At 68.3% G+C, this 22,370-nt stretch carries 23 protein-coding genes and 2 pseudogenes; 16 read left to right on the top strand and 9 right to left on the bottom strand.

What is annotated here, in order from left to right:
• Window positions 1–548: 548 nt before the first annotated feature.
• The 4 genes from ACZ60X_RS33340 to ACZ60X_RS33325 all read left to right on the top strand — a co-directional run bounded on the left by ACZ60X_RS33340 (window position 549) and on the right by ACZ60X_RS33325 (window position 2,598).
• Entirely contained in the window at window positions 549–1,073 is a 525-nt protein-coding gene (locus tag ACZ60X_RS33340) for an RNA polymerase sigma factor (protein ID WP_469606550.1), read from the top strand.
• Entirely contained in the window at window positions 1,070–1,783 is a 714-nt protein-coding gene (locus ACZ60X_RS33335) for a hypothetical protein (protein WP_469606547.1), read from the top strand. The genes ACZ60X_RS33340 and ACZ60X_RS33335 overlap by 4 nt, the downstream gene beginning before the upstream one ends.
• Window positions 1,784–1,886: 103 nt before the next feature.
• On the top strand, window positions 1,887–2,084 hold the full coding sequence (locus ACZ60X_RS33330; RefSeq protein ID WP_469606544.1) for a hypothetical protein: 198 nt from the start codon (window positions 1,887–1,889) through the stop codon (window positions 2,082–2,084).
• A gap of 205 nt (window positions 2,085–2,289) precedes the next feature.
• Window positions 2,290–2,598: a hypothetical protein gene (locus tag ACZ60X_RS33325; RefSeq protein ID WP_469606540.1), complete on the top strand. Its 309-nt coding sequence runs from the start codon at window positions 2,290–2,292 to the stop codon at window positions 2,596–2,598.
• A 46-nt stretch (window positions 2,599–2,644) separates the two neighbouring features.
• Here the strand turns inward: ACZ60X_RS33325 and ACZ60X_RS33320 are convergent, their stop codons facing one another.
• Window positions 2,645–3,178 (bottom strand): hypothetical protein, encoded by a 534-nt coding sequence (locus tag ACZ60X_RS33320; RefSeq protein WP_469606537.1) that lies wholly within the window; start codon window positions 3,176–3,178, stop codon window positions 2,645–2,647.
• Between the two features lie 100 nt (window positions 3,179–3,278).
• Here ACZ60X_RS33320 and ACZ60X_RS33315 point away from each other — a divergent pair, with 100 nt between their 5' ends.
• Window positions 3,279–3,836 carry a hypothetical protein gene (locus ACZ60X_RS33315; protein ID WP_469606535.1) on the top strand — a complete coding sequence of 186 codons (558 nt, stop codon included), beginning with the start codon at window positions 3,279–3,281 and terminating at the stop codon, window positions 3,834–3,836.
• A 2-nt stretch (window positions 3,837–3,838) separates the two neighbouring features.
• Here ACZ60X_RS33315 and ACZ60X_RS33310 read toward each other — a convergent pair whose 3' ends face one another.
• Entirely contained in the window at window positions 3,839–4,075 is a 237-nt protein-coding gene (locus ACZ60X_RS33310) for a hypothetical protein (RefSeq protein WP_469606533.1), read from the bottom strand.
• Window positions 4,076–4,426: 351 nt separating this feature from the next.
• On the opposite strand from ACZ60X_RS33310, the pseudogene ACZ60X_RS33305 reads away from it, so the two are divergent.
• A pseudogene (locus tag ACZ60X_RS33305) lies at window positions 4,427–4,585 on the top strand (IS110 family transposase); the annotation flags it as partial.
• A 103-nt stretch (window positions 4,586–4,688) separates the two neighbouring features.
• Here ACZ60X_RS33305 and ACZ60X_RS33300 read toward each other — a convergent pair.
• On the bottom strand, window positions 4,689–4,826 hold the full coding sequence (locus ACZ60X_RS33300) for a hypothetical protein (RefSeq protein ID WP_469606817.1): 138 nt from the start codon (window positions 4,824–4,826) through the stop codon (window positions 4,689–4,691).
• A 258-nt stretch (window positions 4,827–5,084) separates the two neighbouring features.
• Between ACZ60X_RS33300 and ACZ60X_RS33295 the strand changes: the two genes are divergently transcribed.
• Both ACZ60X_RS33295 and ACZ60X_RS33290 read left to right on the top strand, forming a co-directional pair.
• Complete coding sequence (locus tag ACZ60X_RS33295) at window positions 5,085–6,500, top strand: trypsin-like serine protease (protein ID WP_469606531.1); 1,416 nt, start codon at window positions 5,085–5,087, stop codon at window positions 6,498–6,500.
• Between the two features lie 603 nt (window positions 6,501–7,103).
• The gene (locus ACZ60X_RS33290; protein WP_469606529.1) at window positions 7,104–7,640 is read left to right on the top strand and encodes a hypothetical protein; all 537 of its coding nucleotides are present in this window, start codon (window positions 7,104–7,106) and stop codon (window positions 7,638–7,640) included.
• On the opposite strand, the gene ACZ60X_RS33285 is transcribed toward ACZ60X_RS33290, so the two are convergent.
• The 6 genes and pseudogenes from ACZ60X_RS33285 to ACZ60X_RS33260 all read right to left on the bottom strand — a co-directional run.
• Window positions 7,597–8,514, bottom strand: coding sequence for an IS5 family transposase (locus ACZ60X_RS33285; protein WP_469606526.1), 918 nt, complete (start codon window positions 8,512–8,514; stop codon window positions 7,597–7,599). The two genes, ACZ60X_RS33290 and ACZ60X_RS33285, sit on opposite strands and share 44 nt — an antisense overlap.
• A 364-nt stretch (window positions 8,515–8,878) precedes the next feature.
• Window positions 8,879–9,853, bottom strand: coding sequence for a polyprenyl synthetase family protein (locus ACZ60X_RS33280; protein WP_469606523.1), 975 nt, complete (start codon window positions 9,851–9,853; stop codon window positions 8,879–8,881).
• A gap of 18 nt (window positions 9,854–9,871) precedes the next feature.
• Window positions 9,872–10,780, bottom strand: a complete 909-nt coding sequence (locus ACZ60X_RS33275; protein ID WP_469606520.1) for a phytoene/squalene synthase family protein — start codon at window positions 10,778–10,780, stop codon at window positions 9,872–9,874.
• A gap of 113 nt (window positions 10,781–10,893) precedes the next feature.
• Window positions 10,894–11,736 (bottom strand): ABC transporter permease, encoded by an 843-nt coding sequence (locus ACZ60X_RS33270; protein ID WP_469606517.1) that lies wholly within the window; start codon window positions 11,734–11,736, stop codon window positions 10,894–10,896.
• A complete protein-coding gene (locus tag ACZ60X_RS33265; protein WP_469606808.1) occupies window positions 11,733–12,338 on the bottom strand; it encodes an ABC transporter ATP-binding protein in 606 nt (201 codons plus the stop codon). The genes ACZ60X_RS33270 and ACZ60X_RS33265 overlap by 4 nt, the downstream gene beginning before the upstream one ends.
• Before the next feature lie 566 nt (window positions 12,339–12,904).
• Window positions 12,905–13,147 (bottom strand): annotated as a pseudogene (locus ACZ60X_RS33260) (NF041680 family putative transposase); the annotation flags it as partial.
• Window positions 13,148–13,820: 673 nt separating this feature from the next.
• Here ACZ60X_RS33260 and ACZ60X_RS33255 point away from each other — a divergent pair.
• The 8 genes from ACZ60X_RS33255 (at window position 13,821) to ACZ60X_RS33220 (ending at window position 22,169) form a co-directional block, all read left to right on the top strand.
• Window positions 13,821–13,985, top strand: coding sequence for a hypothetical protein (locus tag ACZ60X_RS33255; RefSeq protein WP_469606514.1), 165 nt, complete (start codon window positions 13,821–13,823; stop codon window positions 13,983–13,985).
• Between the two features lie 103 nt (window positions 13,986–14,088).
• Entirely contained in the window at window positions 14,089–14,850 is a 762-nt protein-coding gene (locus tag ACZ60X_RS33250) for a hypothetical protein (RefSeq protein ID WP_469606806.1), read from the top strand.
• An 84-nt stretch (window positions 14,851–14,934) separates the two neighbouring features.
• Window positions 14,935–15,108: a hypothetical protein gene (locus ACZ60X_RS33245; RefSeq protein ID WP_469606511.1), complete on the top strand. Its 174-nt coding sequence runs from the start codon at window positions 14,935–14,937 to the stop codon at window positions 15,106–15,108.
• 377 nt (window positions 15,109–15,485) lie between these two features.
• Window positions 15,486–15,722: a hypothetical protein gene (locus ACZ60X_RS33240; RefSeq protein ID WP_469606509.1), complete on the top strand. Its 237-nt coding sequence runs from the start codon at window positions 15,486–15,488 to the stop codon at window positions 15,720–15,722.
• The gene (locus ACZ60X_RS33235; RefSeq protein ID WP_469606506.1) at window positions 15,722–15,994 is read left to right on the top strand and encodes a hypothetical protein; all 273 of its coding nucleotides are present in this window, start codon (window positions 15,722–15,724) and stop codon (window positions 15,992–15,994) included. The genes ACZ60X_RS33240 and ACZ60X_RS33235 overlap by 1 nt, the downstream gene beginning before the upstream one ends.
• Window positions 15,995–16,615: 621 nt before the next feature.
• Window positions 16,616–17,032: an effector-associated constant component EACC1 gene (locus ACZ60X_RS33230; RefSeq protein WP_469606503.1), complete on the top strand. Its 417-nt coding sequence runs from the start codon at window positions 16,616–16,618 to the stop codon at window positions 17,030–17,032.
• Window positions 16,989–21,530 carry a caspase, EACC1-associated type gene (locus ACZ60X_RS33225; RefSeq protein ID WP_469606501.1) on the top strand — a complete coding sequence of 1,514 codons (4,542 nt, stop codon included), beginning with the start codon at window positions 16,989–16,991 and terminating at the stop codon, window positions 21,528–21,530. The genes ACZ60X_RS33230 and ACZ60X_RS33225 overlap by 44 nt, the downstream gene beginning before the upstream one ends.
• A gap of 435 nt (window positions 21,531–21,965) precedes the next feature.
• Window positions 21,966–22,169, top strand: a complete 204-nt coding sequence (locus ACZ60X_RS33220; protein ID WP_469606499.1) for a hypothetical protein — start codon at window positions 21,966–21,968, stop codon at window positions 22,167–22,169.
• The last annotated feature ends 201 nt before the right edge of the window (window positions 22,170–22,370 follow it).

The following is a 22,370-nucleotide window of genomic DNA, read 5'->3' as shown; positions in this document are numbered from 1 at the left end:
CGTCATAAGGAGTAGCTGAGCGCCGTGGTTGGCGAAACCCGCCAACCACGGCGCTCAGTCACACCCGGACCGGTGCGGTCGGGGCTCGCTCGTGTGTTTGCAGGGGGTCGTGCGGGCCACCCAGGCGCCTCGTGCGGTTCATTTCCGTCACGTTCGGTGCAAGGTGCCATGTTTCGACCGTTGTTGACGTGCCGGTAGCTCATCGGCGAAGCGAGAAAACGTTCCGCCTGGTGGGTATTTCGAGTGGATGTCACCCGTTCGTGGTGCCCAAAGGCGTGAACCTGCCAACAGTGGGCAGTGAGGTGCGCCACAAGAGGGCGCACTACGCCGGGCGTGCGCCCCTGGGGGTGCGGCACAAAAGGGCAGTTCATGGCGCATGAGACCCATCACTGAGATCACTTAACGCGTTTGGCGGTGTTCGCTGAGTGATTTTCGATGCCTGGAGCATGCGTGTTCGGCCCCTTCGGCCGCTTGAGTAGTCCTCACCAGCGAACGGGATCAACCGTGTTGAGCCCGCTCTCCGACCCAGCCCTCAACGAAGAGGACTCATGACCGAAGACGTACGCGCGGAGGACAGCGGCGGCCCCGTCGCCGACGCCGACGCGGTACTCCCGCTGCCCCTGGAGTTCGAGGCCCTTTACGTGGCCACCCAGGAGCCGTTCCACGAGTACGCCCTGTTCTACCTCGGCACCAACGACTCCGCGGAAGAGGCCGTCCACCGCGCCTTCCTGGAGATCCTGAACCACTGGAACGCCCTGCTGGGGGAAAGCAACCTCCAGCAGCAGGCCTGGACGATCCTGCGCCGGGTCGTCATATCGCAGACGCTGGAGAACTTCCGCAAGAAGCTGTCCCTCCTGCACAGCGACATCGGCCTGTTCAAGGCGATGTCCAGCCTGCCGCCGCGCCAGTTCGACGTCATCGTGCTCCGGCACGTCCTGTCGTACGACACGAAGAAGATCAGCTGGTACATGGGTGTGACTCCCAGCACGGTCGACTACCACGGCCGCAAGGGCAAGGACCGCCTGCAGCGGGCCGTCTCGTCGTACCTGAAGAAGGAAGGGGATCTCGCGTGAGCAGCGTGGAAGAACGTCTCAAGGCGGCTGGGAAGGCGTTGCACGAGGAGCGGCGCTCCTTCGACGTCAGCGCCGGCCTGCACCGGCTCGCCCGCGAGGCCGGCTACACGGCCTCCGCCTGGCCCGCTCCCCGCCAGCGCGCCCGCCGCAGCGCCCCGGCCGACGGCGATGTGCCGCCCGGACCCCGTGCGGGGCACCAGCTGTGCGTGGTCGCCCGCTGGGTGCTCAACCAGCCCCAGGCCGCCGGTCATGTCCAGCGCCTGGCCGAAGAGATCGGCGAGGAGGAAACGGTCGATCTGAAGGAGGTCTCGGTGGCGGACCTGGACGTCGACGGCGCCCAGGTCTTCGCCTGCATGCTCTACCTGGCCGGACATCCCGAAAGCGCCTGCTTCTGGTGGCAGCTGGCTGCCGGCGCCGGGCACCGGGCCGCCACCTACTGCCTGTACCTGCATCACCTGGAGCAGGGAGAGGTGAAGGAAGCACGCCAGTGGCGCAAGGAGCTCCAGCAGGACATCGACGGCCCCGACGATGAATTCCTCAACGTCGTCGAGCAGTTCGCCGGATACGTCCGTCGCCACTGCACCGCCACACCGGTGCCCCGTCTGACCGAGGAAGTCGAACGGCTCGCCGCCCACGAGCCCGACGACGTCCTGGTGCTGCCCGAGCGCGAACTCGCCGACCGGCTGCAGAACTGCGGCAACCAGCACTGACACCGCCCGGACACGAGAAGAGCCCACCGGAAGGTCACAGGTTCCTAGGCCACCGACCGTCCAACGGGCTCTCCTGCAAAGCCCCCGGAAGGAGCTTTTCCACATGCAGAGTAAGCCCCCGGCCCCCGCCACGACCACCATGCCCAGCCTGGACCCGCGTCAAGGCACCGTGGCACGGGCCTTGACGTGGATCCGCCGGCGTCGTCACACCGCCGCCACCCATCTGCTGCGCGGCCTGTGCTACGGCATCGGAACTGGCCTCGCTGGTCTCGCCTTCTGGTGGCTGGAGCAGCACCCGTAGGACGCCGCCCCCTCTCGCGTCGCCACGTGTCGGAACTTTCGTACGACTCGTCGCCGATCAGTGTGACGAGGCGCTCGCGAACCGCCTCGCCCGGGGCCCTACCTATGACCGGCATGCCCCCAGAGACGGGGCGCTGCCCCTATGCCGACCGATACTTCCCCGGCCCGAATCGCGCGGCCGGGCTGGCTCAACCAGGGAGACCGCCATGTCCCGTGACGAACTGCGCAGGAGTCGGTTCGCCAGCTGGCTGCTACACCACTGCCGCCTGGCCGGCTACGACATCGACGCCCCGGACACCCACAAATCGATCCTGATCCTGGCGGCCGTCGCCCTGTCCGACGGCCTGTCCGAGGCGACCACAGCCCGAGTGGCGCAGGGGCTCGCAGTGACGCCCCAAGAGCTGACCGACGCCTACATCCACGAGATGCGGCAGTGCGTCCTCAAGGAGCTCCTCGACCATCCCGACCTGGCACGCCTGGACAGGCGGCTCGATGCGATCGCCCGTGCCGACTGAGCAGCAGAGCGGACCTGCTGGCCGGGTCCCCCGATCAGGTGGCCGGTCAGGCCGGTTCTCCACGCAGCAGGTCGGGGCGGGAATCGGCCATGGCGAAGGCTCTGGTGAGCCCGGCCACGAGTGTGCCGTCGATGCGGTAGCGCCGTGCTCGTTCGTCCCGTTGGAGCAGGGGACCCGCGCTGTCCGGGCCGACTCGGCGCTGCACCGCCTTCACACTGGTCAGTGTCCCGCCGATCCGTGATGGCGGGATCGGGGCCGTGGGATGGTCGGCGAAGTAGCGCTGGACGTCGTCGTACGAGGCGGTCCCGCCTACGTCGGTGATCCGGCGCAGAACTCCCCGGGCCCCGGGCATCAGCGAAGCGATCATCCGGAAGAGCAGCTGGTCGCTCCAGCCGCCACCGAGGTCGTCACAGCTCAGGTCCTGCGGATCGGGCCGGGGCTCCCCGGCCGGAGCCTCCGGCCAGTCGGCTGGAGTCACAGGACGCAGGCCGTAGGCAGCCTGGACAGCGGCAATCGCCTCCTCATAGGTGTCCGTCTCGGTGTCGATCGTCAGCCGCACAACGCCCCCTCCGTAAGCCACGCCTCCATCCTTCCCCAACGGCCGGCTCCTGGGGCCGGTGAGCCGATCGAAGCAGGTGAAAGCCGCCCAGGGCCCGCTTCAGCGGGCCTACGATTCGCTGGTGCGGAACACGAAGGCATTCAAGGAAGCCGTTGCCCAGACGCTCGCGGAGCTGGCTCATCGGGGAGTGACGCTCGCGCCGTCGACCGTTGAGGACACCATCGAGAAGAACATGAGCACGGTGGCGGAGCGGCTTGGGATCCAGGTGCGCTCCGCCTGGCGGTACTTCGACGCCAGGGCCACTGCTGGCCGCCTCGCGCAGAGTCTCTCCTCCTACGAAAGGAGCAGCAGAGACAAGGGGGTGGGCCGGGCCCCGATGCCGCCGGTCGGCAACCCCGAACTCGCCCTGGTCCTCGCCGACGTCCCGGACGCCCTGGCCCAGACCGGCGGCGACCTGTACGCGGTCATTATCAACGTCGCCGTCAACGCGTGGAGGGCTGGCCACATCCACGGCGAGGACGGCTGCACCGGATGCGGCGACCGCGGCCCTGTCGGGCACGACTGGGAAGCCCGGATGCGCACCATCACCGACATGCAGCCGGACATCACCAAGTGGTTCGACCGCGGCGTGTGGACGGCCGCCGTCAACGACGCGGGCTTCACGGTCACCCGCTGCTGAGGTCAGCGCGCGGGAACAGGCAGAACGCCACAGATAACCAGCTGCCGCCCGTAGGGGGTAGGCATGGACTCCATCCGGACGCCGGTACGCAGCGACTTCACCGAGAAGCGAAGGCCCGTGATCGGGCCGTGGCAGATGAGCCCGGTCGGGGTGGGGATGCCGATGCCGTCGGGGGAGAGGGCGAAGCCGAGCCCGGCGTAGAAGTCCGTCAGCTCCGGCTCGCGCGTGACGTACAGCACGGCCGCACCCAGCTTCCCGGCCTGGTGCGAGGCGACCGCCCTCCCAGAACGGTTAAAACATGCACATTTCGACAGGTCATCGGCGGCCTCCCTCACGAGGATCCGGGGCCCTTCCGAACGGCGCCTGTCAGGGATGCGTGCTGAGCTTGTCCTACCTTCCAAGCATGGGTCTGAGCTGGTCCTTCGTAAGATCGGCGGGCCCAGGGGTTCCGGGTATGGCTGTGAGCTTGTCGCCGTTGGATGGCTCAAAGAACTTGGCCGCCTGGAGCCCCGCGACGACTCGACCGCTAATTGGGATACGCGACTCGATCGCTGTGTAGGACAACGTCGGCGAGGTCGTCTGCGGGATCGATGTGTGACGACGAGCTGGCGGAGGTGACCGTGCCCCAGATCTGGGCCGGAGTGGACATCGGCAAGGAACACCACCACTGCGTGGTGGTCGACGAGCGAGGCGAACGCCTTCTTTCACGCCGAGTCTTCAACGACGAGCCGCCTGCCCTGCCGGTGGTGTGGTTGGGCAGACTTACCTTGCATCTTCGGCGACGCCTTCCACAGGCCCATCGCGCCGTCGCCGATCACCAGCCCCGGGTCGCGCATGCCGTGGCGGCGGCAGTCACGCAGCAGGTCCGCCCACGACTCGGTGGACTCCCGTCTCGTCCGCACGACGGTCGGCGGCGTACGCATCCTTGGTGACCATCTCGGCGAGCCGGTCGGCGAACGCCGTAAGGTCCGCTCGCAGGTCGTCTCGCATCTGCTGCATCGCACACAGCAGTTCCCGCGGCGTGGGGTCTTAGGTCTGGATTACGACGCAAACAGGCCACCGAATACTACATATTCAGCCGAGTCGACTGTCGCCTCAGGAATATTTTTGCGCAACTGAGGAACCATCCGCATACGATCGCTGATGCGCTTCCGGACAGGGATCTCCACCATCCCAAAGGTTCGGGTGCGCCCCGGAGGGGCGATCGGGGAGGTCGCCCCCCGAATATGCATCAGGGCATGAGGGCTCATGCGCACGTTCATCCCTCGTACTCGATCAGACCAAAAAAGGGGGGCCTTGCTTTCCATCACTAGAGCGGCTGTCGTCACCGCAGCTGCTGCATCCCTAACCTTCACCGCCGCGGCGGCCTTCGGGGCACCTGCTGGCCCTACGACGATGCCGCACGCCGGTGCGCACCCGTCCGTCAAGCTGACCGACGCTCAGGTGGCGCAGCTTCCACCCGCGCAGCAGAGGAGGCTGCTTGATCCGCTGCGCCGGATTGCTGCCGCGCTGGACACGGCAGGTAAACAGGGCTACCAGGACGTCTATTCGGGTCTGAGAATCGATGCCCCAGCAGGCGACGTCCACCTCTACGTGACTGACCAGGCACGGGCAGCCGGCCTCATCCGTGCTGCCAAGAAGCGCGATCCTCACATACGCACGGACCTCATCGACATACGCAAGGCCCGCTATACCCTCGCTCAACTCCACGCGGCACGCAGCACACTCTATGCACAACAGCAGAAGAAGACACTGTCGTACACGATCAGCTACGTCGCTGTCGAACCGGACGGCAGTGGTCTAGAGGTCGGAACCCCAGATACGAACCAGGCAGCCGTGGCCCCCAACGTGTCCCTTGGCGACCAGCAGGGCCCCCTCAAGATCCGGTTCGTCAAAACAGCGGCGGTCAAACCGACAGCCTGGCGGGACAGCAAGTGGAGCGACAGCGCCCCCTACATCGGTGGAGACAGCCTTGTGGGCCCGGACCACGTCGATGGCCCCAACTACCTCTATCGTTGTACGGCCGGTTTGCCTACTGTCCGCAAGAGCGACGGCAAGCAAGCTCTGCTGACGGCCACCCACTGCTACCGCCCGGGCGACAAGATCTATACACACAACCCCCCGGCACCCGCGACCGGGACGTTCTACACCGCCTCGGATACCGGGGAAGACAAGTACGTCGGCAGCGTCGACCCGCTCTTCTCCTACTACTACGACGCCGAAGAGCTGGTAGGTAGCTCCAACAATGCGGACGTCAGCGACAGTACGACGTGGAAGCCCATCAGCAGCGCCGCCTACTCGTACAACGGCGACTACGTATGCGAGGACGGCATCGCGTCGTTCTTCATGGGCTACGGCACCGTGTGCGGCATCGAGGTGACGCACCAGGATGTCACCTGGACCATAGAATCCTCCGACGGCAACCAACACACTTCCCGCGGTGTTGAAGGCACCCGTCTACCAACCAGTGACTGGGCAAACGCCGAGGGGGATAGCGGCGGAATGGTCTATGCCGACAACGGCTCCAGCGTACAGGCCCGCGGCATGATCTCAGCAGGATCCGGGACGACGGCCGAGAACCCGCACGCGTTCTCCTACATCTATTGGAGCGAAGCCCCTGACATCCTGAACGCCCTCAATTTGAATCTCAACCCCTCCAAGTAGGCGCCATGTTGGAACCCATCGCCGTCGGGCCGCATCAAAAGAGTATGAGGCATACATCGCGCCTTCGATCCGCATCCTGTGTCCTGGTCGCAGGCCTGCTTCTGGGCGGGTGCGGGCAGGCAACCAAAGCGGGTACACCGACACCTCCCGCTGGAGCTACCCCGGTGAACGGCCCCGTTGTCCTGGACTCGGGCGGGCGCACCCTTAGCGATCACGTTGCCGTTGGTGGGTGCACTCACGCCCGCCTGACCGCTGCGGAGACCACCAAGACCGTCACCCTCTCCCTACTCACCACGCGCGACAGTAAGAGGAAGGTCTGCGCGGCCAACTCTGCGATGGGACCGGTGTCCACCACCCTGCACCGGCCGCTCGGGACACGCACCGTATATGACAAGGTCACTGGAAAGTGCGTGAAGGTGTACGCGGGGTGGCCAGTCAACAAGCCGACGCCTGCCCACTGGAGCCACATCGTCGGCAACTGCGGACATTGAGAAGCTGTTGTCTTTTCGGGCGTGATCGGTGTGTTTCCGCTGGTCGGGGATGGCAGTGGTGATTCCGTGGGAGTCGTGGCCTGTCGGGTCGTTGCTCCCCGGGAGGTCACGAATGCCGTCGGTCGTCGGACTGCTGGAACAACACGAGTTCGCCGCTCGCCGTCGAGTCGACGGGCTGCGGGAAGAGGCCGACCGCATCCAGGCCGAACTGGCCGCGGCCGAGCAGGAATGGCAGGAGTGGGCGATTGCCCGCAGGCGGGTCGACACGGTGCTGGCTCCGGACGGCGGCAACACCGCTGGCACGGAGGTCGCTGAGGATCCGCGGGATACAGACGCGCCGCCGGGATCCCGGATTGCGGCGAAGCCGAAGTCGCAGGTGCCGGTGTGGCGTGAGGGCCTTGACGGGTCGGTGCTGTCGGTGGACTACCAGCGCATCCTCAGGGCGCTCGCGGACCGGGACCGGCTCCGTCAAGGGCCGCTGACCTGCCAGGAAATGGCCCAAGCGTTCGGCATGGACGTGGTGCCGGCACGAGTGGAGGCACTGCGGTCGAAGGCGAAACGCCTGGTCGCACGGGGCTGGCTGGCCGAGCGGCAGCCGGGCCGGTTCACCCTCGCCCAGGGTGTGGCCGGGCCAGGCGACGGGTCATGAGCCCGATCATCGACCAGTAGACCATCGCCTCGGCGCTGGTGGTGCGCCGCTCGAAGTCGCGCACCAGGCGGCGGCTTCGCATCAGGTGGGCGAAGAGGCGCTCGACGATCCACCGCTTGGGCAGCACCACGAAGCCGCGCATGTCGTCGCTGCGTTTCACGATCGCCAGGACCAGCGCGAGCCTGGCCAGGCAGTAGGCGACGAGGCTGCCGGTGTAGCCGCCGTCGGCCCAGACCAGTTCCAGCCGGTAGTGCACGTCGGCGACCTGCCTGAGCAGCACCTGGGCGGCGGTGCGGTCGCCAGTGTCCGCGGCGGTGACCATCACGCCCAGCAGCAGGCCGAGCGTGTCGACCACGACATGCCGCTTGCGGCCGTTGATCAGTTTGCCGCCGTCGAAGCCGCGGCTGTCCGCGCCGATGACGGCGTCCGCCTTGACGGACTGCGAGTCGATCACTGCGGCCGTCGGCTCCGCGTCCCGTCCCAGCTCCTCGCGGACCCTCGCGCGCAACCGGTCGTGGAACTCCTTGACCAGCCAGTTGTCGCGCCAGCGGCGGAAGAATGCGTAGATGCGGTCCCACGGCGGGAAGTCGGCGGGCATCGCCCGCCACTTGATCCCGTTGTCCACGAGATACCGGATCGCATCGAGCATGGCCCGGTGGCAGTACCCCTCCGGCCGGCCGACCCGGCCGCGCATCCAGCCCGGCACCGGCAGCAGCAGCAGGACCCGGGCCCACTCCGCGTCCGTCATCCCCGTCGGATACCGCCGCTCACGCATCGGGTTGTCGGCGGCGTTTCCGAACCGGTGAGCCAGGCAGTCACACTCCCAGGTGACCGCGCTGGACTGCCCGGCCATCGGCACGCAAGACTGCTGCACCAGGGCCTCCTGCTGCTCGGTGATTCGACACCAACGAGCTGTTCAGGAGGCCCTGTTCGTATGCGCCCAGCCCCCCGCGACCACCCGATCGGGACTCCCGTTCGACGCGCATCTCTCAAGATCGAAAAGACAACAGCTTCTCACACTCCGAGCGGCCGGGGTCTCCTCCTGAGGGATGACAGTCACTGCCACCGCCAGGACACCGGCGGCCCCGGCCACGGCCAGAGCGGAGCGCTTGAGGATGCGGGAGGTGTTCAGAGCGCGGGCCTCCTGTACTTGAAGGGCTGAGCGGCAAGCCCGGTGCAGACCAGGGGCGGGGACTGGAAACGGAGCATCAGCCAGCGCGCCAGTCCCCCGGCCCTGCTCAGTGCTGACGGTTGGCTGCTGAGGTGGCCAGTTCGGCGAGGCGCAGGGAGTCTGGGAGGCCGGTGAGTGCAACGTGTGCTTGTTCGGCGCGGGAGGATGCCATCTGGGCCGCCTTGGTGAGGGCGCCGGTGCGTGTCAGCACGGCGAGGGTGTCTCGGTGTGCGGTGACGGGGTCGGTGTCGCCGTGGAATACGGTGGTCAGGCGGTCGCGGTCGGCGTTGTCGGCCACTTCGTAGGCGAGCAGGACGGGCAGGGTGGGCTGCAGGTTGGCGACGTCGCTGATGGCTGTCTTGCCGGTGATCTGGTCCTCGGCGGTGTAGGGGAGCAGGTCGTCACGGATCTGGAAGGCCGTGCCGAGGTGCTCTCCGTACTGGCGTAGGGCCCGGTCCTGCTCCGGGGTTGCTCCGGCCAGGATGGCGCCGGCCTGGCAGGCGGCGCCGGTCAGCGCGGCGGTCTTGGCTTGCATGACGTTCAGGACGGCGGGTACCCCGCAGGTCAGGTCGCCGCGGATCTCGGTTTCGCGCATGATGCCCTGGCACATGTGGCGCAGCGCCTCGACGGTGACGCGTGCGGCGTGCAGTACGCGCTCGGCGGGGCCGCCACTGAGCAGGGCCGCGATTCCGGCCATCGACAGTCCGTCGCCTGCTACCAGAGCCTCGGCGATACCGTACTGCTCGGCGGTGGAAGCCCGCCCGCGGCGTACCGGGTCCTGATCGACGATGTCGTCGTGGATGAGGCTCGCGACGTGCAGGCATTCGATGCCGGCAGCGAACGCCAGCACCTGCTCAGCGGTGCCGCCGACGGCTTTGGCCGACTCCATACACAGGATGGGGCGAAGGAGCTTGCCCGGGGGGAACAGAGCGTCCAGGCAGGCCAGCTCCAGCATGCTGTCGCCGCTGCCCACCCAGCGCAGCAACTCAGCCTCCAGGAGCGGCATCTGTTTGCCCATGGCTGAGGTCACGGCTACCGACATGACGAGTCCTCTCGATGGTCAGCAGGGGATGACGGCGCGCATGACGGGGCGCCACAGGTTGAGGAAGGGGCGCGTAGGCGGTTTGACCGGCCGATGTAGCACGTCCTGGCCTGCGTCCACCGCAGCGGCCACGAGCAGCCGGAGATGCTCGCCCACTGCGTGGGTGAAAGGGCTGACGGGGCTGTGTTCCAGTTCAGCGGCCAAGGCGGGCAGCCGGTCAGTGACGCGCGCGGCCTCGAACGCGATGAGGTCGGACATAGCGGGTGTCCACTGTTTGGCCTTGAGGTCCGCAGGAGCTACTTCAAACCGGTCGAGATCTTCCAGCGGCAGGTAGAGACGACCGTCATCAAGGTCTTCTGACAGGTCACACAGCACGTCGGCTACCTGGCAAAGCACGGAGAGCTGGCGTACCAGTGGCTCCACTCCCACCAATTCGGTGGCTGTCGTCGTCCGTAACAGGCTGGCCCAGCCAAAGGTGTTCAATTGCTCAGCCCACTGGCTCAATTCCTCAAAGGTGGCGAAGTCACGGAAGTCGACATCGCGCTGCATCGCGGTGAACATGTCCTGAATTCGTGACAGCGGCATGCCGAAGGTCTGGTAGGTGTGCACGAGGGCATGCAGGACAGGGTCGTGCGAGCTACCGACGGCGAAGGCCGCACTGGTGGCCTCCGCGAAGGCGGCGAGTCGGCGCTGACGGTCCTCGACCGGGCCGCTATCCGCGTAGGCGTCGGCACGAGACGCGTGTGCGTCTGAGGCCAACATGTGAGGCCGAGCCGCTGCGGGAAGGGCGCGCGACGCCAGCCACGACATCTGCCAGCGGATGATCCCTCCGTCGTTATTGGCCAGCACGCGCGAGCACACGGTGTAGCAGTGCCGAAGGACGGGATCGGTGATAGCCGCCGCGTCCAGCCATCGCCTTACCAGCATCTGTGAACTCTTTCTAGTCAACCGGCTCGGTTCCAGGGCCGGGGCTTCGCTCTGCGATGAGGACGCAACCGTCTCTCGTAAGGGGTTTGCGAGCCGTCGCGCCAGGATGTTGCTCAACGGGGCGTCGACGTGGCCCGGGCCGGGCGCGCATGTTGCCGGTGCCTGGGCGGCCACGGCATATAAAAGGATCGTCTTGCGGTCAAGGCGTCCTTGGTGCGGCGGTGGAAGGCGAGCAGGCCCAGGAACGCGGCGCCGGCGAACCACAAGAACTGAACGGCCAGATCACCAGGCAGCCACTCGCGGGTGAAACCCGCAGCTGAGGCAGCCTGCATGGTGCCGTAGGTAGGCAGGAACCGCACGACCTGGCTTCCGGCACCGCCGCCGACCAGGGGGCTTTGCAAGCCGACATCGACGAGGCTGGTCATGACCAGGGCGAACATGCCCTCCACCTCCCGGCGCAGCAGCGAACCGAAGACGACGCCGAGCGCCCCGTAGGTCATCGCTCCGCAGAACAAGGCGGCGGCGAGCAGCAGGGGCTGGCGAGGGCTCCAGGCCGTGCAGATCACCGCGGTGGCATAGGCGGCGATGGCGCCGGAGGCCAGGGTCAGCGAGGTGGTCTTGGCCAGGACGAGATGGATGCGGGGGTAACCGGCCAAGGCCAGGCGGCGGTCGAAGCGCCCGCCGTTGAACGTGACGGCGAACATCATGAACCCGGTGATGAGGGTGACGGCGTTGATGGCGCCGGTGATCTGCGTGATCTGGTTGCCGGCCGGTGCCAGGAGCTGGCCGGTCGCCCGCAGGCGGAAGGTCAGGTGCCTGCTGGGGATGACGGCGTACGCCAGGCTGATCCAGCAGGGGATGAACACGGCGACCAGGACCATGGCGAGCCTGTTCCGGGCGTGTTCGACCAGGTCGAAGCGGACTGCTGTGACGAACAGGTTCAGGTGCCGCCTCACGCCGGCGCCCCCTCAGCGGGGCGCAGCACGCCGCCCTGAAGGCGCCACAACTCGTCCAGGCGCTCAGCGTCATAGGCCAGGTGGGAGACGACAAGGACTGAGCGGCCCGTATCGCGTAATCGGGCTGCCAAGTCCCAGAAACGCTGGTAAGTCTCCCAGTCGAAACCCTGGTAAGGCTCGTCCAGCAGCAGCACCTGTGGGTCATGCATCAGCGCCAGGGTCAGGTTCAGCTTCTGACGGGTTCCGCCGCTGAGAAGGCCGGCACGCTCATCGACGTACTCCGACAACCGCAACACTTCCATCACCTGCCCGGCGTGCCGCAGATCCGACAGCCCGTGCGCGACGCGGAAGAACTCCAGATGCTGTCGCACGGTCAGCGCCTCGTTGACCACCACGTCCTGCGGGCAGTAGCCGAAACGGCCCTCATGACGGACCGTGCCACCCAGCGGGCGCAGCTCACCGGACAAGATCTTCAGCAGCGTCGACTTGCCCGCACCGTTCTCGCCGACAATCCCGGCCAGCACTCCAGGCCGTAGACCAAGGTCGAGGCCCCGCAAGACCTCACGGCGACCGTATGCGTGACGCACATCCCGAACCTCCACCGCACCCCCGAGCTCTAAGGCGGTGGCACGCACTCACTGGTGGCCACTCGCCGTCACGGCAAGGCTAGGCATTACGCACGGTCAAAACCGGGGCAAGATCGTCTATTAGCCCGCACGAGTGAAGGCCGCGGTGTAAACGGCGATCGGCTCCAGAGTGATCGCCTGCGTTGCCGAACCAGCGCGCGAGGCAATCGCACAGCGGCACATGAGAGTTGGACTCCGACAGCAGGGACGCGACAGGCTAGGGCAAAAGGGCCTCCAGATGCTCGGAGCGGGTTCGCACTCCTGAGCTACCAGCAAGGCCCTGTTTCTGTGCGGCACGCGAAGATCACCTGTGCGGGTTCCGACTTGAGACATACGTTCGCGTGCCACCCAACAAGGTCGGAATGACAACAGCCTCTGACTTCAGCGGATCGTCCTCACTTTGGATCAGCGGACGCTGATCTGCCGCTCCGACGGGCCGAACCCCACTTGGGGCTCGGCCCGAGTCCGGCACAGTGCAGACACGCGGCACACACCGGCATCGCGCGGGGCCGTACCGGCACGTCCAGCCCTGAGCTTGATCTTTAAGTCTTCAACCGAACGTGCTCTCCGAAGGTGTCAGCCCGTTTCACGGTTTTGCCGACGTCGTGCCTGGTGGCGGGCCATCTGTTCTTGGACCCGACGGGTCGGCCTGGGCCGGGGTAAGGCGGGCGGCCGGGCTCAGCAGGCTTCTCCCAGGGATGCCGGAGGTCCGCGGCGGCCGCGCGGAGGAGCCGGAGTTGGGTATGGGCGGCGATGATGAACCTTCGAGTGCGCGGCGTCTCTTCTCGGCCTGTTCCTTCATCTGGTGGTCGGTGCGTCGGCTGTGCCAGAGGGTGCCTTCCCACTTCACGTACTGGGGTTCCTTGTCCCGGAGGAGGACGGGCTTGAGGTGACCGTGGAAGAGCAGCGTCAGGCCCTGGTTACGGCGGCTTCGGCTGAACCAGAGTGCGCTCTTCTCGTGCCGGGCAAACCGGTTCGCGGCGATGCCCGGGAGGGTGCAACGGACCCGGCCGGGCATGTAGGTCGACAGGGGTTGGCTGGGTGGGTGCCAGGAGTCGGCGAGGGCCCAGTGTGCGACGGCGTCGCCGTGGCGGTCCGGGTCGTTGAAGGTCTTCACACGGCCCGCGCCGAAGTCCGCAAATGCACAGGTGAAATTCCTCCTCACGCGGATGAAGGAGTCAGCGCGGAGCCTGGCGGAGCGTGTAGGCACCTCGACTCGAACGATCGAGCGCTACCGCGCCGGGAAGCTGAAGAAGCCACAGAAGCGGCTCCAGGCCGCTCTGGTGGAGGCGACCGAGTCCGAGTGGCAACCGCAGGTCAGGGCCCGTGCACGCGAACAGGCTTCCACGTCCAGACGGGATGATGGTGGGGTGACGGCGATACTTCGGGTTCACGTGCTCGGGCAGCTCGGACGACGGCCGCATCCGCACCATCACCACCCCGATCTCGCCCACCTACGTGAAGCAGATCCTGGAGCTCCAGGAGGCCGGAGCGACGGAGGAGGATCTGCATCCGATCGTCGCGGAGGCCATCACCGAGTCGTATTTCACGGAATGGGGCACCCGGGCCGATGGCCTGCGCGCGGATTTGACACACGTCCAGTGCATAGATTTCCAGTTCTGATCCGGCCGAATTAACAGCCTGCTATAAACCATATTCGCGGGCCGTCGTACAGCGCTGTGTCGGCGGCCCGCTCCGAATCTGCACCACGGATACGAGGCCGATGATGACCACGCCCTGGCCGCCCCGGCGCACTGCGCGCCGTCCGCTCGCCCCGCGCGTCGCCGCGCCCCGGGAGCCGGTCGACCCCGCCCGCATCGGCCGCCGCGGCGTACGGCGCCGGGCGAAGGGGATGGACGCCAGCGCCTTCGCAGCGGCCCTCGAGGATGCCCGGTTCGACGCACGGCAGGACTCCAGGTATGAGGACCTGGCGGACGACGTCCGCGGCCCTGCGGAACTCGCGGAGTGGGTGCGCATCGCGCAGCTGCTCGCCGACGCGGCGCCTGGCACCGTGTACGACCCGGACGCCGACGACGTCGTCCAGGCCGAGCTCGCCGCCGAAGCCGCGGCCGCCGCCGCCCGGGAAACCGAGCACCGCGAGGCCGCGCGGATCGCGGCCCGCGTCGATGAGCTCCAGGCGCTGCGCGAGATGGGCACGCTGGAGCCGACCGAGCCCCGCGACGGGGACGAAGCCGTCCGCGACGAACTCACCCGCCGTGCGGGCGGCTACGTGCAGGCCGACGTCGACGCCTGGCTCGCCCACGCGCTCGCCGCGCACCTCGGGCACTACCGCGACCCGGCCGCCCGCGAGGCCGCCGTCGGCCTTCTCCCCCCGCCGGTCCTCGCGCACGCCGCGCTGCTCGCCGAACTCACCCGCCTGGTCCCCGGCGCCGACATCGACCAGCTGGCGTTCGCGGCGCGGCTCGCCACCACTGAGCCCGAGGCCGCTGGTGACCTCGCCGTGTTCCTCGCCCGCGCCCGCTCATAGCGCAGAGTTCGGACGGCCACCCGCTCCCGGACGCGTTCTGGGAATCGCCCGCCGCGCCCGGCACACCGACGACATCCTGAGAACGTGGCCGACAACACCCTGCACCTGAAGTACGAACAGATCGACCTGCGCACGTCGGACCTGTCCGGTGCCCTGCTGGGGCTCTCGGACAGGCTCCGGGCCTTCGCCCACGGAACCGTCCTATACAGCGGTGAGGAACTGTCCGATAGCGCGCAGCAGCTGGCGCGTTGGAGATGAACGCGATCGTGGCGCGCTACGCCGCGTTGGACGCAATGCGCCAGGCGTACCGAGACCTGGTACAGGATGGCCCGGAAGAGGACTGACCGGCCTCCGGCCCGGGGCACCCCTGATCACCGAGGGTGACTGTCATGCTGTCGCGCTGGAGTGTCACGGACCCCTGATCCAGCTGTCACGCTGGGGTGTCACGCTGCCGATCCGGCCCGGAACCACGGGGCTGACCCCCAATTTTGGGCCTCTCGCCGATCAGCGTGACACCTCTCCCAGCCCGACTACGTTCCGCAGCCGCTGCCGGATTCTGCCGGAGTGGTCCCTGGCCGTTCCGCCCGGCGATACCTTGGTGAGACCCGACCGTTCCGCGCCTTACGGAGCCCTCGATGAGCGAACAGCCGGCCCCCGCCGCCGACACCGCCCGGCAGCAGCTGGAGCCCGCGGCCGCCGACGCGGTCCGCGCGTACGCGGCCAAGACCCGCGCCGACGCCGACCGGTTCGCCGCCGTTCTGGAGGACATCGCCGCCAACGGCCTGCCCGATCCCGAGCAGTGCACCCCGTGGGAGGAGCTACGCGAGGCCCACCTCGCCCGCCTCGCCTCCCAGCGCCCGGCCGTCGCCTGATGGCCCCGCAGCACGGCCCGCGCCGCGCCCGGATCGCGTTCTCCGACTCCGCCGCCAAGCAGCTGGAGAACATCACCAGCGAGGCGGAGATCCACGCCCTGGACCGCGCCCTGGTCGTCGTCTCCGTCGACCCAGACGTCGGCGAGCCGATCCCCGGCGACACCGCCGGCCCCCAGCTGCGCGAGTACGCCGACGACGTCGAGCGCGTACGCCTCCTGTACTGGGTCGCAGCGCTTCGCACCGTGGTGGTCGTGGCCTTCATCGAGGTGTAGCAGCCGCCCGCTGCCCTCCTGCTGCTCGCGCTCCAGGTCGTGCTGCACGGCTGCTGCATGGTGGCTCCGAAGGCAGCGCAGCATTCGCACGATTCGGTCGGCACACAGGGGCTGCTCGTGCAGCAAGGCTGGCTCGCCGTACAGCACACTCCTGCTGCTCCCGCTGGCGCCACGCCTGGCGGGAAACGCACAGTCCAGGACGAGGCCGAGCGCCTACGCATGATCTTCGCTCCCCCGGTGATACTCCTCGACCCGCGTGTCGAAGACGCTGAAGCCGTGTCCATCCGGCATCTCCTGGCGGCCCTTGACCATGCGGTCCGTCAGGCCGGCGACCTGCACCAGGTGGGGGCCCTGCACTACACCGCTCGTCCGTTGGGGCCGGTGTTCCAGGACCGGGAGCGGCGCGGACAGCACCCACGCCTTCTACCGATTGCCGAACACCAGCCCGGCCATCTGGTCGGAAGGAGTAGCTCGTTGGGGTCCTTGAAGGCTGGGGGCTCGTCGCCCACACTGGTCGTCCGCGTCTCCGGGGCGGGTGATCGGAAGGCCAAGGACGTTGAGAACGGGGGTGCCTTCATGGCGGGTGACATGGCCAGGACCGTACGGTGCGGTGGGTCGAGGGTGGGCATCGTCACGTTGTCCGTGGACGGGGACGTGACGGCGGCGGCCGATCTCGCCCGCTGGATGGACGAGGAGGACGGCCTGCGCGGATGCGTGCGCAGGGAGGTCGGGCCGGTCCCCGAAGGGGCCCTCGGCGGGGAGTTGGAGCACCTGGTGGTGACCCTCGGCTCCGGCGGGGTCGCGACGGCCATGGCCAGCGTGCTCGTCGCCTGGCTGCGTCGGCGTACGGGAAGTGTCACGGTCCGCCTGTCGCGGCGTGACGGAAGCCGGATCGAGCTGCGCGCGGACCGTGTGCGCGCGTTGGACGCGGACCAGCTGCGCGCCCAGGTGGCGCAGTTGGCCGAGGCGGCTTGGCCCGACGCGGCCGAGCGGGATGTGCGGGGCGACGGAGTCCTTGATGACGCTTCCGAGCACTGAGGACGCTGGGGGCGGGTTACGGCCCGTGGCGCTGGCACGGCCGGGTTCACGTGTCCTACTCGTCGGGACGGGCCGGTATCCGGAGGGTGCGCGGGTGCCCGGCATCCGCGCGGTCGAACCGTCGTTGACGGACCTGGCGGGCGTCCTGCACCAGCGAATCGGGGTGCCGCAGGCCAATCTGCGCGTCCTGCTGGATCCGCCGAGCCCGCTGGAGTTCGGCAACGCTGTCCGGCAGGCGGCACAGGAGGCGGACGACACCCTGCTGGTCCATTTCATCGGCCATGGGCTGGTGGGCGGCGACGAGGGGCTGTGCCTGGCCACCTGTGCCACCGACGATCTGGTGGAGGGCCTGTCCTGGAAGGCGCTGCGGTACGAGGCGTTACGGGAGACCATCCGCGCCAGCAGAGCGCGCTCCGTCGCCGTGTTACTGGACTGCTGCTTCTCCGGCCGGGCGCTGACCCCGCTGGGGCCTCCGGCGCTGGACGCCGTCTTCGAGCAGAGCCTGGTGCGGGGAGGGTTCCTGCTCACCTCGACCGCCCGCGAGGAACTCGGGCTGGCCCGTCCGGGGGCGGCGTACACCGCGTTCACCGGCGGGCTGATCCAGTTGCTGCGGGACGGCGACCCTGCCGGCCCGCAGGAGCTGACGCTCGACCACGCCTACCGCTACCTGGCCCGGATCCTGCCCGAGGAAGGCGCTCCGCGTCCCCGGCGGCACAGCAGTGACCGGGCGGGCGAGCTGGTCATCGCCCACAACCCCGCCTACCGTCCGCGTTCCGTGCCCGCGCCGGCGGAGCTGTCCGTCGCGGCAGCCGATGAGCCGGATGACGTACCGTGCCCCTTCCGGGGACTGGAGGCGTTCGGCCCCGAGGACGCCCGCTACTTCTTCGGGCGGCACAAGGTGGTCAAGGACCTGGTCACGCGCATCCATGGTGGCGGTCTGATCGTCGTGGTCGGGGCCTCGGGCAGCGGCAAGACGTCCTTGCTGCGCGCCGGGGTCGTACCCGCCCTCGAGGAACTCGGCGGTGATCGGCACATCGCCGCCATGAAGCCCGGCGCCGATCCGCTGCGTGCGCTCGCCCGGTACGCCGATGCGCTGACGGAGGGTGAGTCGGCCGTGCTGCTGGTCGACCAGTTCGAAGAAATGTTCACCGCGGGCGCGACGGAGGAGGACCGGGAGCGCTTCGTACGCGAACTCACCGCTCTGGCCGACGGTCAGACCACCGTCGTGATCGCTCTACGGGCCGACTTCTACGAAGCGTGCACCCGCTATCCCGCGCTCGTGACGGCGCTGGAGAAGCAACAGGTCGTGGTCGGCCCGCTCGGGGCGGAAGATCTGCTGGCGGTGATCGAGCAGCCCGCCCGCGTTGCGGGACTGCGCCTGGAGGAGGGGCTGGCCGACACCCTGCTGCGCGAGGCCGGCGTACGGCGGCAGGGTGTGCGCTCTCCCGTGCTGCCGCTGCTGTCCCATGCGTTGCTGGCCACTTGGCAGCAACGCAGCGGCACGCTGCTCACCCTTGCCGGATACCGCGCCACCGGCGGCATCGACGACGCGATCTCGACCACCGCGGAGAAGGCGTACACGGCGATGCCCGCCGAGGAGCAGGCGCTGGTGCGCGGTCTGCTGCTGCGCATGGTGCACATCGGCGAGGGCGTGGAGGACACCCGGCGCAGGCTCTCCCTCGACGACCTGGCCGAGCCCGGCGAACGAGACGCCGCCGTACGGGTGTTGCACGCGCTGGCCGCGGCCCGGCTGGTCACGGTGGATGAGGAGGGCGTCGAGATCGCCCATGAGGCGCTCCTGTACGCGTGGGCACGCCTGTGTGCGTGGATCGACGAGGACCGCGCCGGCCTGCTCGCCCTTCAGCAATTGTCCGATGCCGCCCGCGCGTGGGATCAGGCCGGGCGCAGGGCCAGCGATCTCTACCGCGGTCACCGTCTGGAGACCGCCGTCCGTGCCGCACGCGACTACGAGCGTGCCGGAAAGGCCCTCGGCCCGGCCGCCCGCGCGTTCCTGGACCAGGGTCTGCGGGATCAGCGGGCGGCCCGCCGCAAGCGCCGGAGCCTGTGGGCGGTCACCTCAGTGCTCGTCGTCTTCGCCCTGCTGGCCTCCGTCCTGGGCGTGATCGCCGAACGGAGATCCGTGCGGGAGGGAGAGCAGGCGGCGCGGAAGGCAGCCGTGGTGCACTCCACCAATCTCGCCGCCGACGCCGAGGCGGTCCGGTCCACCGATCCGGGGTTGGCCGCCCAACTCGCCGTCGCAGCCTACCGATCCGCTCCCACGCGGGAGGCGACCGACCAGCTCTACAGCTCACTCGGCACGCCCGTGGACGGCGTGCTCGCCAGTGGGAGCCCCGTCCTGCGCATCGCCACGCAGCCCGACGGCCCTCTGGCCGCGGACAGCGATGCGAACGCGTCGGTACGGATCTGGAATCTCGCCAACCCCCGCGCGCCCGTCCTTGAGTCCACCATCCCGGCCGGCGGCTCGGCCATCGCACTCGCACCCGGCGGGAGGCTGCTCGCCGGCCACTGCGCCGCCACCGGCAAGGCGTTGTGTCTGTGGGACCTGACGGATCCCCGTCATCCTCGGGCGGGGGCGAAGCTGCCGGTCCCCGCGCGGCTGTCCGGCCGGAAGATGCAGCTCTCCGCCATGGCCGTCAGCCCTGACGGATCGCTGCTGGCGGCCGCGGCCGAGCAGGGCTTCACGCTGCTGTGGACGATCGCCGACCCAGCGCACCCGCGGATACGGGCCGTCCTGCCCGATCCCGCTTCAGAGGCCCTCCTCGCGGGGGTCGCCTTCGCCCCTCGGGGCCACCTGCTGGCACAGACCAATCAGCGGGGCGCGACGCAGGTATGGAACGTCGCCGACCCCACCAGGCCGAAGAAGCTCGCCTCCCTCTCCCCCGGCTTCCAGAGCGTGGCGTTCAGCCCTGACGGCCGCATGATGGCTGCCGCCGGAGACGCCAGCCTCGGGCTGTGGAAGATGGACGATCCGGCCCACCCGAAGTCCGTCGAGGTCATTACCGGGATCGCGCCAGGTGACCTCGAAAGTGTGGCCTTCAGCCCGGACGGCAGCCGGCTCGTCTACGGCGGCGTCGGCACCGACGACCCCAAGAGCGCCCTGTGCCAGGTGAGACTGACCCCCGCCAACCTCCAGGACACGGTACGGACCGACTGCGCTTCGACGGGGTTCGACACCTTCACCGTGGCCTACACCGCGGGCGGCGAGATCCTTTCCGGCGGTCAGGACGGCAAGCTCCGATTGTGGCGCCGGCCTCTGGCGCAGGCGGCCGGTATGGCGATCACCGGCCGTGATGTGTGGAGCATGAGTCCCGACGGGGATCTGATCGCGGCGCCGCGCGACACCGGTTCTCGTACGTCCCCGCCACCGCTCGGCATCTGGGACGCCTCCGCGGCGGGCGATCCCGTCCTCGACGCCATCCTCAAACTGTCGGACCGCGCGCAGATGGTGACGTTCCTCGCGCCGAAGGCACTTCTGACCGTCGCACACAACGGCGCGGTGCAACTCTGGGACCTGCACGACACGCACCATCCGGCCGAAACCGCATCGCTGGGTTCCGTCGACTTCCCCACCGAACCCTCCGGTCTGGGCCCCGTCATCCTCACGCCCGGCGTCACCACCGACCAAGCCGGCGGCCTCGTCGCGGTCCAGAGCCACGACCGGCTGGTGCTGTGGCGTGTCACCAGCGCCCTGCACGCCGAACGAGCGGGTTCGATCCCGCTGCCCGACCCCACCTCGGACATAGCCGGACTGGTGAACAACCACACCGCCTGCATCCTCACCGGCTCCGGCATCAGCTGGTGGAACGTCAACAACCCCGACCACCCAGTCCGCAGTGCCACTTCGGCTCTGCCGCGGGCGGACAAAGGCAGCCTCATCGCGGCAGCAACCGGAGTGGTCGCCGCCACGCCCGGAGTCGTCGGCTCCGGAGCGCCGCTGTCCCTGTTCGTCCTCGTCGACGGCCGCCCGCGCAGCACCGTCGCCCTTCCCGGAGCCGTCAGCTCGACCATGGGGCTCAGCGACGACGGCCGGCTCTTGGTGGCCGCCGGCACCAGCGACAACACCGCCACCGTCTGGGACGCCGACGACCCTGCGCACCCGCGCGTCCTCGGCACTATCAGTACGTTGCGCGGCACCAGCAACTTCGTCTTCTCAGCAAACGACAGGCTGCTGGCCGACGGAAGCAATGAGCAGCCAGAGGTGCAGTTGTGGAGGACCCAGCCCTCGTCGCCTCCCACGCTCCTGGCTACCCTCGAACCCACGGATGCGACAGGGGATCAGCTCACCGCAACGTTCTCCCCATCGGGCAGCACGATCGCGGTCGCCGCATTCGACTCTGTCACCTTCTACGACACCGAGCCGGCCAAGGTCGCCGACACCTTGTGCTCCTTCACGTTGAGAACGCCGATCACCACCTCTCAGTGGAACAAGTACGCCCCCGGCGTGCCTTACCGCAGCCCGTGCTCGGGGGGAGGCTGAGCATCGGGGATACGGGCAGAAGCCGCGGACCTCGGGGTGGCGACGACATCCCTGACGTGCTGCGAGACGCTCGCCATGCGCCTACGGCACGACGGCGGTCTTGCACCCCAATAGTGGTTAGGACAGGTAGTACCTATGTGCGGGTTGTAGATCCTTCCCCTGAGAGCAGAGCTCGCAGGACAGGGCCCGATCATCTGCACTCGCCTGTGACAACGACCCGCGAGCGTTCGGCGTACATGATCCTTCCCGGCCCCGTACGGCCGTCTGCGGCGTTCTGAGGCCCTCCGGGCTGCCAAGGCGACGATCAAGGCCCGCAACGGCGATCACAGCGCCGTTCAGCGCTTTGGATGGTCGGTGTCCTCTGCCAGGTGATCTTGACCGTTTGCCAGGTGATATCGACCGGCGGGGTCGAATGCCTCTCGGTACGGTCAGCCCATGAATGAGCTGCCCGAGAGCGTGGACCGCCACATCCTCGACCATCGGATCGTCCTGGCACTCAAGGTGATCATGGATGCGTCCGGTTGCACGCTCAAGGAGGCGATCGACCTCTTCGGAGTGCGGTACGAGGAGCTCCGCCGCGAGCGGCCGGACGGCTTCCAAGTGAGCCGTGAGAAGTACGGCCGCAACGTCTACACCTGAGCCGCCAGCTTCCTTCCGACCGGTCGAGATCACTTGGCAATCGGTCAAGATCGCCTGTCAGAGGACAGTCGGAGGCGCGGATCGCCTTGCCGCTGCCGTCCCGTCACATGCGGCCCTCGGCTGGTCCCGGGCCGAGCTCTGCCCTCAGGGGGAAGGATCTACAACCCGCACATAGGTACTACCTGTACTACTGCTGGATTC

The organism is Streptomyces sp. NPDC104106 (assembly GCF_055584345.1).
This window is presented reverse-complemented; position numbering and strand designations above follow the sequence as displayed.